Origin of the sequence: Pontibacter fetidus (assembly GCF_010119545.1) — a bacterium.
Lineage (GTDB): Bacteria > Bacteroidota > Bacteroidia > Cytophagales > Hymenobacteraceae > Pontibacter > Pontibacter fetidus.
Map to the genome: position 1 here is coordinate 24,173 of NZ_JAAEAA010000005.1, position 11,916 is coordinate 36,088.

Consider the following 11,916-nt stretch of genomic DNA (forward strand, 5'->3'; position numbering starts at 1 on the left):
TATACCTGCCCATGCTGCATCGCCTTAGCTTACTTGTTTTATTTAGTTTGCTGCTGATGCAGATAGAAAGCACAGCCCAGGGAGCACCTTCTTCTGCCAAAGCGCATAAGAAGGTGCTCCTTTTAATGGGTACCCGTTTTGAGCTGGTAGCTGTTTCTGAAAATGAGCAACTCGCCAACAGCGCCATTGATGCCGGCGTAAACGAAATAAAGCGCATCGAAGCCCTGATTTCGGAGTGGCAACCTACCAGCCAGACCAGCGCCATAAACCGGGCTGCAGGTTCTATGCCTGTTTCTGTTGATCCCGAACTATACGACCTCATCTCCCGAAGTATCAAAATCTCCAAACTTACCGATGGCGCTTTTGACATTTCGTTTGCGGCTGCCTATAAGCTCTGGAAGTTTGATGGCAGCATGACCCAAATGCCCGCCCCTGAAGATATTGCCGCCTCCGTAAAACACATCGGTTACCAGCGCATCACTCTCGACCCAAAAAACCACAGTGTTTACCTGCAGGACCCTGAAATGAAGATAGGATTTGGCGCCATTGGCAAAGGGTATGCTGCCAACCGGGCCCGCGATGTCATGCGCAAAATGGGCATTAAGGCCGGCGTAGTAAATGCAGCCGGCGACATGATAACCTGGGGCAAGCAACCCGACGGCCAGCCCTGGTATGTAGGCATTGCCGACCCTGCCGAAAAAGATAAAGTATTCAGTTGGCTCACGGCCAGCGAAACAGCCGTAGTTACCTCCGGCGATTACGAAAAATTTGCTGAGATTAATGGCAAACGCTATGGCCACATCATCGACCCCAGAACAGGCTACCCAGCCACTGGCCTTAAGAGTGTTACTATTATTTGCCCTGATGCTGAACTGGCCGATGCCCTGGCAACCGCTACCTATGTACTTGGTCCTGAAGATGGCTTACACCTGATAAACCAACTGAAAGGAGTAGAGTGCCTGATGATAACTGATAAAGATGAAATGCTGGCTTCTAAAAACCTAAATCTTCATTTTTATCAGAACAAGAAATCGCCTCAGAAGTATAATAAAACAGCCACCGCACAACCCTAATACCGTAAACTATGAAAATACATTTCAGACCAGTTTTTGCTTTTGCAGGCTTGCTCGCGCTGAGTTTGCTAAGCAGCTGCGAAACAGTCAAGCCATTCCAGAAATCGTACTTAAACGAGGAAGAAATGCAGCTGAGTGCCCGTAAAGTACAGACCTTTGAGATGAATTTTGAAAGTTACCGGGAGGGGGCATCCGGGGCAACTGGCGGTAAAATGGGAGGAGGCTGCGGATGCAACTAAGGTATATCGGGATGCTGGTGGTCTGTACGGTGGCTACAACATCCATGGCGCAAACTACAACTACCACCACTACTACCAGCGGCCGCAAAGTGCGCGAACTATCGCCGACGGAGGTAAACATACTGGGCAGCTACTATAGCCAGACCGGGGAACACTCGCCGGTAACGGGCGGTATTGGCACCGAAGAACTGACCGACGTTACGCCAACCATCATTGTAAATGTGCCGCTGGATACGGTAACCAACCTCAACGTAAACTTCGGAATGGATTTCTATAGTTCGGCTTCTACGGACGAGATCGACTATAACGTATCTTCGGCATCCAGCTCTGATACCCGCACGCACCTGAATGTGGGCATAAGTCGCAGCAACAATGCCCGCCGCACTATAAAAGGCATTACTATTGGTGGCTCTAACGAGTATGATTACAAGTCGCTGTCGGTAGGAGTGAACTGGGCTAAAACTTCGGTAGATGGTAACCGCGAACTGGCATTAGGGGCACTGGCCTTTTTTGATACTTGGTCGCTTATTTACCCGATAGAATTGCGCGGACAGGGAGACTTGCTCAGCACCGACAAACGCCAATCCTATAGTTTGTCGGCTACACTTTCGCAGGTCATCAACCAGAAAATGCAGGCAGCCCTTTCATCCGATATTGTGTACCAGACCGGTCTGCTTTCTACGCCATTCCACAGGGTATATTTTAGGGAACAGGAATTACCTGACATAGAGAGGTTGCCCGATAACCGCTACAAATACCCGGTAGGGCTACGGTTTAATTACTATACTTCTGATTACCTGACCATGCGCTTCTTTTACCGGTTTTATGCCGATAGCTGGGGTATGACTGCCAATACTGTGGAACTGGAAACACCAATCAAAATAGGCCCGTTCTTCTCGTTTTACCCATTCTACCGCTACCATACCCAAACTGCAGTCGATTATTTTGCGCCTTACCGGGAACATGAAACGTCAGAAGAATTCTATACTTCAGACTATGACCTGGCTGGGCTAAACAGCCATAAGGCCGGACTAGGCGTGCGCTATTCGCCGCTGGAAGGTATCACACATTTCGGATTGCCTTTTTCGCGCAAAACAACGCAGTTTAAAAGTATAGAAGTACGGGGCGGTAACTACTGGCGCAGCGACGGACTGAATGCCTTTATCATCAGTGCCGATCTGGGCTTTACCATTCCAGGCTCTAAGTAAATTATACTTCAGAGAAAGCAAACAACATTTCTCGGCCTATCTGCATAACACGCTTTCGGTAAGTTTCGGCTTCTTGCGGCGTGTTGTCTGCTGCTTTAGGGTCGGAGTAAGTAATGGCGATGCGCTTTTCTGCGCCCGACACAAACGGGCAATTTTCATCCGCATCGGAGCAGGTCATTATCGCACAAAAGTCAGCACTTGGGTTGGCCACATCATCAAACCGTTTCGACCATACTTCTATAGTTGAGGCATCAAGGCTATAGTTTACTTTGTACTTCGGATTTATAGTTTCAGCGCCTTTCTCAATCTCAAATCCAAGCTCCTGCATGGCCAGCACCGCAGCGGGGTAAAAAGCAGTTGCTTCTGTGCCGCCTGAGTAAGTTTTTACATTTGGGATATTATAGTTGGCAGCAGCGGCCTGCGCCCATAGTTGCGCCATATGGCTGCGGCGCGAGTTGTGCGTGCAGATAAACACCAGGTTTATAGTTTGGCCGATGTCTTGCTTCTGTTTGATATAGTTTGTAAGCTTTTTTAAAAGCTCTTTTCGTTCTTCTGATATCTGGTCGAAAGTTTGCGTAAGGTCAGCTATAGTTTGGGCGAGGGTTGGTTTAAAGCTCATGCTGTTTCTTTGGTGAGTTTGTTGCTGTATAGTTTACGACGTAGCCAGAAAGCTACATTTACCAGCGCAATCAGGGCCGGTACTTCCACCAGCGGGCCTACTACCCCGGCAAACGCCTGACCCGAGTTAAGTCCGAATACCGCGATGGCTACCGCTATGGCAAGTTCAAAATTGTTGCCTGCCGCCGTAAACGCCACTGATGCATTCTCAGAATAATCAGCGCCTGCTGTCTTACCAACTATAAAGCTTACTAAAAACATCACGGCAAAGTAAATGACCAGCGGCACGGCAATACGCAACACATCAAACGGAATCGTTACGATCAACTCACCTTTCAGACTGAACATTACCACTATAGTAAACAGCAGCGCTATTAAGGTGATAGGGGAGATGGCGGGCAGGAATTTGGTCTGGTACCATTCATGGCCTTTTAGTGGCACCAGTATTACCCTGCTTAACACACCCAGCAAAAATGGAATACCTAAGTAAATCGCTACACTCTCAGCAATAACACTGATAGAGATATCAACTATAGCTCCTTCAAAACCGAATAAAGGCGGCAGCTTGGTAATGAACAGCCATGCATAGAAACTATACAAAAACACCTGGAAAATACTGTTGATCGCTACAAGCCCGGCAGCATATTCGCGGCTCCCGTCGGCCAGGTCGTTCCACACCAATACCATCGCAATGCAGCGTGCCAAACCAATAAGTATAAGACCGGTCATGTACTCGGGGTAGTCGCGCAGGAAGGTAATGGCAAGTATAAACATCAGCAGCGGCCCAATCACCCAGTTCAGCAGCAGCGATAAGCCAATCACTTTTACATTACCGAACACCTTTGGCAGCAACCTATAGTTTACCTTGGCCAGCGGCGGGTACATCATCAAAATTAAACCAATAGCAATGGGTATGTTGGTAGTGCCGCTGGAAAGGGAATTGATGTAGCCCGAACTGTCGGGGATAAAATAGCCTATCGCCACGCCGATCAGCATCGCCAGGAAGATCCAGAGAGTAAGGTAGCTGTCTAAAAAGCCCAGTTTTTTCCGGTTGTGGGCAGGTGCGCAATGTTCCATGGTTGGATGTAAGAGTGTGTTATAGTTTAAAGTAAAGCTGGCGCGGAAGTAACTTCCACACCATTTTTTGCTCCTTTACAAAAGCGGTATTTAACAGCACCCGGTGCGCAGCAAGCCGCTTCGGCAGGTTTGTCGCCGTAAACTGTTATGCTGAAAATGCCGGTGTTGCTCTCCCGAAACTGCTTGATACCCGCTTCGTCCAGGTAATCTTTCAGGATCTCGTCAGGCAATTGTATGGCTTTTTCTTTCTGCACCGTAATATTGGTAAAACCGGCGTGGCGGATAATGTCCAGGTAAGCATCTTTCTGAATGGCACCTGACACACAACCCGCATACATCTCGGCATCGTTTACCAAGCCGGCAGGTAGGTTGCCCACCAATACCACATCCGAAATACTAAAATGGCCGCCTGGCTTTAACACACGGAAAGTCTCAGCAAAGGCTTTTTGCTTATCGGGCACCAGGTTCAGTACACAGTTACTGATCACCACATCTACACGGTTGGCAGCTAATGGCAGGTCTTCGATCTCACCTTGTCTAAATTCTACATTGTTAAAGTTCAGCTTTTCGGCATTGTCGCGAGCTTTCGCAATCATGGCTTCAGTCATGTCTACACCTATTACTTTGCCAGTTTCGCCAACTATGGCGCGGGCTACAAAGCAGTCGTTGCCGGCACCAGAGCCAAGGTCCAGCACCACATCGCCTTTCTTGATCTGGGCAAACTCAGTTGGCACGCCACAGCCTAAACCTAAATCAGCATCAGGGTTATAACCTTCCAGTTCGGTATAGTTGTCAGCGAAAATGGCGTAGTCTACGGTGCAGCAGCCGGTGGCGCCACAGCACGAGGCTTCGTTTTGCTCTTTGCTTTGCAGGGCAATCTCGCTGTACTTGTCTTTTACTATTTTTTTTAATTCTTCTGCGTTATTCATGGTCTTCAAAATTAAGTTTTATCGGTATTTTACGATCAATTATTCTAAATTTTTTTAGCAGCAACTAGTGCCGCACAATGTATAGCTGGCAAAGATCTGTTGCATCAGTAACTGGGCATGTTTCCAGGCTTCTGCATCAATACAATAGCAAACTTTTTTGCCATCAATATCACCTTTAATCAACCCAGCTTCTTTCAGCTCTTTTAAATGCTGCGAAACTGTAGACTGCGACAGTGGCAGTTCTTCTACAATGTCGCCGCAGATGCACGAGTTGCGCTCCAGCAAAATGCGAAGGATGGCTACACGTGCCGGGTGCGCCAGTGCTTTGGCGTAGGTGGCCAGCGTCAGGTCTGCCTCGGTAAATGCTTCTGTTTTAGTAGTTCCCATTGTAAGTGTCTTTCTAATCGTAATATTACGATGATAAAAATAAAAAGTAAAGTATCAGCACATATTTATTTTTGAAAGCGTAATAATCCGGTCTATAGTTGGCTTTGAAAGAAGGATATTTTGCTTGTAGCAGTAAAAAAATAAGGAGGTTTAGAAACTATAGTTTGCAAAAAGGCCACAATTTATAGTTGCCATCGTTTGCTTATAGCGGGTTGTTTTGCCCTGCGCATCGGTTATCTCAAACGTTGACCTCGTAGAGATTACACCTGTCTCAAAACCGATACCGAATTGGTTCAGGTCTACCTGTACACCCGAGTGCAGGCCATACGCAAAAGCAAAACCGTTATCCGCAGGGCGGTTTATAGTTCCGTAAAGGGTGTTTACCTGCAAACGGGCAGAGCGGCTGAAAGCGGAACCCAACGAACCTTTTACATAGAAAAACCCATCCCGGGCAATAAAGCGATACTCGGCATCTGCCATCACAAACACTGATTGCCACGGTTTGCTGCTTTTGTCGGTTACCAGTTCGTCCGCAGGGTCTGCAAATTTATCCATGTCAAAAGTGTTGCGGCGCCAGGCAAGAGTAGCGCCTGCAAATAAGCGCTCTTTTATGCTTCTGAGGTAACTAACCTGAAACATGCTGCCCTCTTTCGCGAAAGGCGGGTAATCTTCTTCGAAATTGGTGTTATTGAAATCGCCGGTAGGGTAGGCGCCCCCATACTGTATCCTGATTCCGGAACGGTAAGCCAGCGAATCCTGGGCTGTGGCAGCGAAACCAGACAGCAACAGGCACAAACCAAATAGAAGTGTTTTCATAGGGCTGAGGTATCTTAGAAAGTAACCTGGTAGTTTATCGTTTGGCCCGGCGTTAGGGTCACGGTTTCTGACGTAACAGTTTCGACACCGCTTTTGCGCTTATAAGTGCGGATGGTTACCTGCTGGTTGGCGGCAATGGCAAACGTTTGCGCTGTTACATTTCGATGCCAGAAAATCCCCGGAACACAGGTGGAAGGATCATCTGCTGCACCGGCATCAACTATAAAATCTGTTGTCAGGTTATCACCGGTTTGCATGGCTGCTGTGTTAAGTGCCTGTACCTGCACAAACGCTTTCCGGGGAATGTTATAGTTTACTGCCAAAGTTGTATCGCGTTTTAGTCTGTAGTAAGCCAGTAACCGTTGCGAGCCGGAACAGGTCAGGTATTTGCTGGTATCGAGGTGGGCATACACGTTCATTTCGCCAAAACTTCCATCTGCGTTTCCGATTTCATCATCCCGCATCAGGAAGCGCAATTCAAAATTACCGTTCGCATCCGTGGTGGCAACAGCCTTTCGGCGCTTAAAGCTGGAAAACATCGAGAACTCTTCGTAGCGTACCTCTAGCATCACACCGCCCAGCGGTTTGCTGCGGTCGTCGGTGGTAAGGCGGCCTTTAATTACCGTGCAGGAACCAGGACAGTATTTACTGATGAAATCTTCAGTTTCGGTGTGGCAACTGCTGAGTGTAAGCAAAATGGATGTGTACAGCAACAGTAGTTTTGTTTTCATCTGGCAGGGGTTAAGTTGGTTCGCAGATGAAATATAGTTATTACACTATAAAATTACAAAATGCTTATTTCAGCAGGTCTTTGTGCTGGGGGTTCTTCTGGATGTACTTTGCCACCACAGGGCAGGTAGCTATTACAAGGTAGCCATTGTCGCGGGCAAAACAAAGGCCTTCCTCAATCAGTTGCTGCGCTATGCCTTTGCCACGTGCCGACTCGGGTACAAAGGTGTGCGTAAAATCTATTTCCTTCTCGGCAGGGCGGGCATACGCCAGCTCTGCTTCTTCGTCATTAGTCAGCGTAACGGTAAACTGCTGGTACTTTTCTTCGTGCACAATCTTTACATCCATCTGTCAAATTATATACTCCACCTTACGATTTAAAAACAGCCAGGTTAAGTCAGTATAGTTACCCCACTTGCTGCACTGCACTTTTAGGTGACTTTCTTAATTGGATACCAGAGTAAAATGTGCCTTCTCTAATCTGTAAATACAATTGGTAAAACTTTGTTAAGTTATATACAACAAAAGAAAATTATTATAGTATAAGACCAATATTGAATTATTTCACAAAAAAATATAATTTTTATAGTTTTCAGTATAGTGCTAATCCTTCGCTATAATCTAAGATATTAAGTTAGTCTTAAAATGAGTCAAACGTTACTTCTCGAACCGGTTAGCAAGCGGTCAGTTCCTGCAAAATCTCAAAATACACCAACCAGACAGTTCAGTTTCCGGAGCCATGCCGGCCTGCTGTTAGTAACCGGGTGTGCGTTACAGTGCTTGGTTATAACCCTGGGCGTGCGGGTAGCATTAGCCGGCAGCTACACCACCGACCTTGTAGGCCTCGAAACCAATGTTATTTATAGTATACAAAACCTGCTCGCAAATGGCAAGCTCTACAACAACCCAGGTCTTGTGCCTTTTTCCATTACACAATACACGCCGCTTTATTACTATATCTGTGCTGCTATTGCCAAACTAACTATAGTTAACCCTTTTACCGACATACACCAGCTGTATGTTATCGGCCGCACGGTTAATATTTTTATAAATGCTTTCACGTCGGTGGCGGTCTTTCTTATAGTTCGCAGGTTTATACAGGCAAACTATGCAGTGGCTGCCATTGCTTCCTTTACAGCTTTTATAGTGCAGTACGGGCATGATTATGCTGTGCGGCCAGACTCGCTGCACGATGCGCTGGCTGTGTGGGCTGTTTTTGTTATGCTCCTGTACCTGGAGAAGCGCGGGGAAGGAAACTATAGTTTCAGTATACTGGCAAGTGCAATTGGGCTGAGTGTATTAGCCATTTTCGCGAAGCAAAGCGGTATCCAGATGCCCCTTATTCTGGGAGGTTTTCTGCTTGTTACGGCCGACTGGCGGGGATTAACGATAGCTATAGGTACAGGCATAGTTACCTGCGGATTGCTGTTACTGCTTTTTATGCAACTATACGGCGATGCTTTTTTACAGAATGTAGTAGGTGGTGTAGCCAATGGTATAAGTGTAAAAGAGTATGTGCGTGTTATTTTAAAGGCCGATGTTCCGAGGGATATTCCGCTCGTTATCCTGAAGCTGATTATTCCGACTGGCATTGCTTTGTATTTCAGTTTTAAGGAGTGGCTTGTTCTTAAAGGTCCGCTGGTTGGGCGGTTCCTGGCATTTGCAACGCTGGGTACTATCGGTTTTGCAACGCTTACCGCCCTTAAAGTAGGCTCAACAATGCAGTATTATTACGTAGCGCAGGTGCTTACCATGTTGCTGGTTATCTATAGTTTGTGGGGCAACCATAAAATTTTTAAAGTCAAACAACTCAGCAAAGCTAAAAAGCTGGCAGGTGGATTTTTACTTGCATTGCTGCTCTTGCAGGTATCTGAGAATGTACGCAACGTAAAGTACAACTTGGCCACAGACTGGAAACCCGAAACAAAAGACGTAATGCGCCTGCAACAATTTCTGGAGCAGGAAGAAAAACTACAGCCCGGCGAATTGCTGTTTGCCAATGTGGCCGCTGCCGACCGGGAAGGGATCAACAATTTTATGTACCGCCATGCCGTTGTGCCGCAGCTCGAAATCATGGAATTTTCGACGGGGCCGCTAAGCGTTTTCGGGTACAGCCAACTGGAGCAGCAACTACACAACGGAACTATAAAATACCTGATAGAGACAGAACCTGCCTACGAGTTTACCATACTGCCTAACCTGCAAACTATAAAACAGCGCTACTATACCCTTATTATGCGGGTGGGGAACTATAGGGTGTACAGGTACCAGGCAAACCCTGGCAGTTACAAAGCGCACTTATCACACTAAAACGATAGGTAGCTTATAGTCCGATATTTAAAAAAGGTGTTACACATTAACTTGTAATGCAACCATGAGTAAACAGGAATTCGCAATTATTGCCCCATGCTTTAACGAAAATGTTACAGTTATTTCTTTTCTGAAAGAACTGGAAAGTGTGCTGCGGCAATTACCCTTCAGCTTTAAGGTAATTATCGTAGACGATGCCTCTACAGATAATACCCTGCACCTGTTGCAACAACTAAGGCTGACATCTCCGAACGTGGAACTGACTATTTTATCGCTGAAGTATAATGCCGGGCACCAGGGCGCTATTTACCAGGGTTTGTTGTATGCGCGTAGCAGCAACTGCCAACGTTTTATAGTTATGGACTCTGACGGCGAAGACGACCCGGAGGCCATACGCGAACTGGTTTACGCCGACGATGAAGCTGATATTGTGAACGTAGTGCGTGGCCGCCGGAAAGAGAGTTTAACATTCCGATTTTCGTACCACATTTACAGGCTCATTTTTAAAGTAATTACCGGTCGCGTCATGAACTTCGGTAACTATTGCATGATCAGTAACCGGGTGCTCGCTACCTCCTGCCACACCTCGTTCGTACATTTTGCAGCGCACCTTTCCAAGCAGCGGGTTAAAACAAAACAGATCGTTTATAACCGGCGCAAACGCATCGACGGTAAATCAAAAATGAACCTGACCAGCCTGGTGCATCACGCTTTTAAATCGTTTGTAGAGTATGCCGAAGACCTGCTGATGATGTTCCTGAAAATATTTGCTGTTATATCGGTTGCCTTTGCAGCGCTGATCGGGTATGTGCTTTACAAAAAGTTTATAACCCATGAGGCTATACTTGGCTGGGCCAGTACGGTGTCGATTGGTTTGCTGAATGTAGCGCTGCTTTGCCTGGGCTTTTTTGTAATTGGTATTTTATTACTAAACATACTGGCTCGTAAGCGCCAGGACACAAGCGGTATTTACCAGGAAATAACCCCAAAGCAGGTGAAAAGTAAACAGGAATTTGTGTTTGAGGAGGTAGAGTAAAACCTGAACCTATGCTGGTAAACATACCCCCTAAAATACTAAAGTTTGGACTGGCCGGTGTCATAAATACGGCCGTAGACTGGGCGCTATACTTTGCTATGGTGCATACATTGCTGCCGGGTAACGAAGCTATAGCAAAACTAGCAGGCTCGGTAGGGGGAGTTACATCTGCGTTTGCGCTTAATGCGGGCTGGGTTTTTGCGGCCGCCTTTGCAATGCAGTGTAACCAGTATCAGACAACGTTTGGCAAGTTACGGTTTATTGGAGCCAAATACATGCAAACCGTACTGGTATACACCGCAGGTATGCTTTTAAACCTGGTAGTATTTACGGCAGCCCGTTATGTTGCAACTCCTGAGCTTGTGGCACTACTGCTTGCAACGGCTTGTTCGTTTATAGTTAATTTTGCCTTGCTCAACAGGTTTGTATTTGTACGATAATCAGCTATAGTTCTCCGGCCAGAATCATTTTAATATGGTCAATGCCGTCTTCGTCGTACACGTCGCTGCTCTGCACAAACCCGAAACTTTCGTAAAACTTTTTGGCGTATAGTTGCGCACCAATCTTAATCGGCCCATTCCCGAAAAGTCTGCGGCATTCGGTTATCGAGAAATCCACCAACTGCTTTCCAACGCCTGTTCCGCGCACCGCCATACTGGTTACAATCCGGCCAATAGACATTTCGGGGTAGCTTATGCCGGGCGGCACCAGGCGCGAGGCAGCAACTATAGTTTCGTCGTCATAAAAAAGGACATGGTAACAGGCCTGGTCTTTATCGTCCTGGTCCAGGAAAACGCAGTTCTGCTCTACTACAAACACTTCGCTGCGCAACCGTAGCAGGTCGTATAGTTCAATATTGGTCAGGGTACTGAAGGGTTTGCAGATGGTAGTAAGCGGCATACAGCTATAGTTTAAAAACATGCAAAGGTAAGCGGTTTTAAATTTATGCAGTTGTAGTCAGGCCCGCTTTGTTATTAAAATCCGGAAAGTAAAGGCATTTATAGTTTGATACAGGCTAACCGGATGGGTTTATGGTAATTTTTAGCGCGCTGCATTGCCTCTATATACTATAAGCCGTATACCTAACAAAGCATGTATGTTCACCCGGTACTATATAAGCCCGAAACCATGCACATGCGGTATAGTTCATAACAAAACTATAACGCAGCAACGTATCAGCTTTTATAGTACATATATATGTTAAGTATATGACACTTAGCCAATTTAACACCTATACCGGCGCAGCGCGACTCGAAATTATAGAAGAGCTTGGCAACTTTATTGCCTTCAGGGGCAGGCGCGGCTACCGCATTGCACTATACGACCTCGGAAGCTTTTTTGCAGAGATATGGTCTAACCCCCAAACAGATTACATTAGCCTGGTGCGCGGCTTCGAAAGTAAGAGAGCGCTGGAGCCATACCTTACCCAAATTAACCTGATGGAAATGTTTGAGTGGTAGACCCGCCTATAGTTACACGTTATAGTAGCTACTA

At 46.6% G+C, this 11,916-nt stretch carries 15 protein-coding genes; 7 read left to right on the forward strand and 8 right to left on the reverse strand.

The features are described 5' to 3' along the window. Positions 1–11: 11 nt before the first annotated feature. From GWO68_RS04940 to GWO68_RS04950, 3 genes are read left to right on the forward strand one after another with little or no spacing between them, the layout of a single operon-like run. Positions 12–1,073, forward strand: a complete 1,062-nt coding sequence (locus tag GWO68_RS04940; protein ID WP_202923679.1) for an FAD:protein FMN transferase — start codon at positions 12–14, stop codon at positions 1,071–1,073. An 11-nt stretch (positions 1,074–1,084) separates the two neighbouring features. Then, entirely contained in the window at positions 1,085–1,312 is a 228-nt protein-coding gene (locus GWO68_RS04945) for a DUF4266 domain-containing protein (RefSeq protein ID WP_162345316.1), read from the forward strand. After that, on the forward strand, positions 1,303–2,520 hold the full coding sequence (locus tag GWO68_RS04950) for a DUF3570 domain-containing protein (RefSeq protein ID WP_162345317.1): 1,218 nt from the start codon (positions 1,303–1,305) through the stop codon (positions 2,518–2,520). The genes GWO68_RS04945 and GWO68_RS04950 overlap by 10 nt, the downstream gene beginning before the upstream one ends. Before the next feature lies 1 nt (position 2,521). Here GWO68_RS04950 and GWO68_RS04955 read toward each other — a convergent pair whose 3' ends face one another. The 7 genes from GWO68_RS04955 to GWO68_RS04985 form a co-directional block, all read right to left on the reverse strand. Further along, positions 2,522–3,139, reverse strand: coding sequence for a low molecular weight phosphatase family protein (locus tag GWO68_RS04955; RefSeq protein ID WP_162345318.1), 618 nt, complete (start codon positions 3,137–3,139; stop codon positions 2,522–2,524). Next, positions 3,136–4,215, reverse strand: a complete 1,080-nt coding sequence (arsB, locus tag GWO68_RS04960) for an ACR3 family arsenite efflux transporter (RefSeq protein ID WP_162345319.1) — start codon at positions 4,213–4,215, stop codon at positions 3,136–3,138. Before arsB ends, GWO68_RS04955 begins: the two co-directional genes overlap by 4 nt. A 26-nt stretch (positions 4,216–4,241) precedes the next feature. Continuing rightward, entirely contained in the window at positions 4,242–5,144 is a 903-nt protein-coding gene (locus GWO68_RS04965; RefSeq protein WP_162345320.1) for an arsenite methyltransferase, read from the reverse strand. Positions 5,145–5,198: 54 nt separating this feature from the next. Further along, positions 5,199–5,531, reverse strand: coding sequence for an ArsR/SmtB family transcription factor (locus tag GWO68_RS04970; RefSeq protein ID WP_162345321.1), 333 nt, complete (start codon positions 5,529–5,531; stop codon positions 5,199–5,201). A gap of 150 nt (positions 5,532–5,681) precedes the next feature. Continuing rightward, on the reverse strand, positions 5,682–6,347 hold the full coding sequence (locus GWO68_RS04975) for an outer membrane beta-barrel protein (protein WP_162345322.1): 666 nt from the start codon (positions 6,345–6,347) through the stop codon (positions 5,682–5,684). A 14-nt stretch (positions 6,348–6,361) separates the two neighbouring features. Then, complete coding sequence (locus tag GWO68_RS04980; RefSeq protein WP_162345323.1) at positions 6,362–7,078, reverse strand: hypothetical protein; 717 nt, start codon at positions 7,076–7,078, stop codon at positions 6,362–6,364. A gap of 64 nt (positions 7,079–7,142) precedes the next feature. Beyond that, entirely contained in the window at positions 7,143–7,424 is a 282-nt protein-coding gene (locus tag GWO68_RS04985) for a GNAT family N-acetyltransferase (RefSeq protein WP_162345324.1), read from the reverse strand. A 297-nt stretch (positions 7,425–7,721) separates the two neighbouring features. On the opposite strand from GWO68_RS04985, the gene GWO68_RS04990 reads away from it, so the two are divergent. The 3 genes from GWO68_RS04990 (at position 7,722) to GWO68_RS05000 (ending at position 10,862) form a co-directional block, all read left to right on the forward strand. After that, on the forward strand, positions 7,722–9,386 hold the full coding sequence (locus GWO68_RS04990) for a hypothetical protein (RefSeq protein ID WP_162345325.1): 1,665 nt from the start codon (positions 7,722–7,724) through the stop codon (positions 9,384–9,386). A gap of 64 nt (positions 9,387–9,450) precedes the next feature. Further along, a complete protein-coding gene (locus GWO68_RS04995) occupies positions 9,451–10,422 on the forward strand; it encodes a glycosyltransferase (protein ID WP_162345326.1) in 972 nt (323 codons plus the stop codon). 11 nt (positions 10,423–10,433) lie between these two features. Further along, the gene (locus GWO68_RS05000) at positions 10,434–10,862 is read left to right on the forward strand and encodes a GtrA family protein (RefSeq protein ID WP_162345327.1); all 429 of its coding nucleotides are present in this window, start codon (positions 10,434–10,436) and stop codon (positions 10,860–10,862) included. 4 nt (positions 10,863–10,866) lie between these two features. Here GWO68_RS05000 and GWO68_RS05005 read toward each other — a convergent pair whose 3' ends face one another. Next, positions 10,867–11,322, reverse strand: coding sequence for a GNAT family N-acetyltransferase (locus GWO68_RS05005; RefSeq protein ID WP_162345328.1), 456 nt, complete (start codon positions 11,320–11,322; stop codon positions 10,867–10,869). A gap of 308 nt (positions 11,323–11,630) precedes the next feature. Between GWO68_RS05005 and GWO68_RS05010 the strand changes: the two genes are divergently transcribed. Then, positions 11,631–11,882, forward strand: a complete 252-nt coding sequence (locus GWO68_RS05010; RefSeq protein WP_162345329.1) for a hypothetical protein — start codon at positions 11,631–11,633, stop codon at positions 11,880–11,882. Positions 11,883–11,916 lie beyond the last annotated feature (34 nt).

Coding starts and splice junctions, on each gene's coding strand:
- GWO68_RS04965 (WP_162345320.1), bottom strand. CDS start 5,144: ATGAATAACGCAGAAGAATTAAAAAAAATAGTAAAAGACAAGTACAGC.
- GWO68_RS05005 (WP_162345328.1), bottom strand. CDS start 11,322: ATGCCGCTTACTACCATCTGCAAACCCTTCAGTACCCTGACCAATATT.
- GWO68_RS05010 (WP_162345329.1), top strand. CDS start 11,631: ATGACACTTAGCCAATTTAACACCTATACCGGCGCAGCGCGACTCGAA.
- GWO68_RS04970 (WP_162345321.1), bottom strand. CDS start 5,531: ATGGGAACTACTAAAACAGAAGCATTTACCGAGGCAGACCTGACGCTG.
- GWO68_RS04995 (WP_162345326.1), top strand. CDS start 9,451: ATGAGTAAACAGGAATTCGCAATTATTGCCCCATGCTTTAACGAAAAT.
- GWO68_RS04985 (WP_162345324.1), bottom strand. CDS start 7,424: ATGGATGTAAAGATTGTGCACGAAGAAAAGTACCAGCAGTTTACCGTT.
- GWO68_RS04975 (WP_162345322.1), bottom strand. CDS start 6,347: ATGAAAACACTTCTATTTGGTTTGTGCCTGTTGCTGTCTGGTTTCGCT.
- arsB (WP_162345319.1), bottom strand. CDS start 4,215: ATGGAACATTGCGCACCTGCCCACAACCGGAAAAAACTGGGCTTTTTA.
- GWO68_RS04955 (WP_162345318.1), bottom strand. CDS start 3,139: ATGAGCTTTAAACCAACCCTCGCCCAAACTATAGCTGACCTTACGCAA.
- GWO68_RS04940 (WP_202923679.1), top strand. CDS start 12: ATGCTGCATCGCCTTAGCTTACTTGTTTTATTTAGTTTGCTGCTGATG.
- GWO68_RS04980 (WP_162345323.1), bottom strand. CDS start 7,078: ATGAAAACAAAACTACTGTTGCTGTACACATCCATTTTGCTTACACTC.
- GWO68_RS05000 (WP_162345327.1), top strand. CDS start 10,434: ATGCTGGTAAACATACCCCCTAAAATACTAAAGTTTGGACTGGCCGGT.
- GWO68_RS04945 (WP_162345316.1), top strand. CDS start 1,085: ATGAAAATACATTTCAGACCAGTTTTTGCTTTTGCAGGCTTGCTCGCG.
- GWO68_RS04950 (WP_162345317.1), top strand. CDS start 1,303: ATGCAACTAAGGTATATCGGGATGCTGGTGGTCTGTACGGTGGCTACA.
- GWO68_RS04990 (WP_162345325.1), top strand. CDS start 7,722: ATGAGTCAAACGTTACTTCTCGAACCGGTTAGCAAGCGGTCAGTTCCT.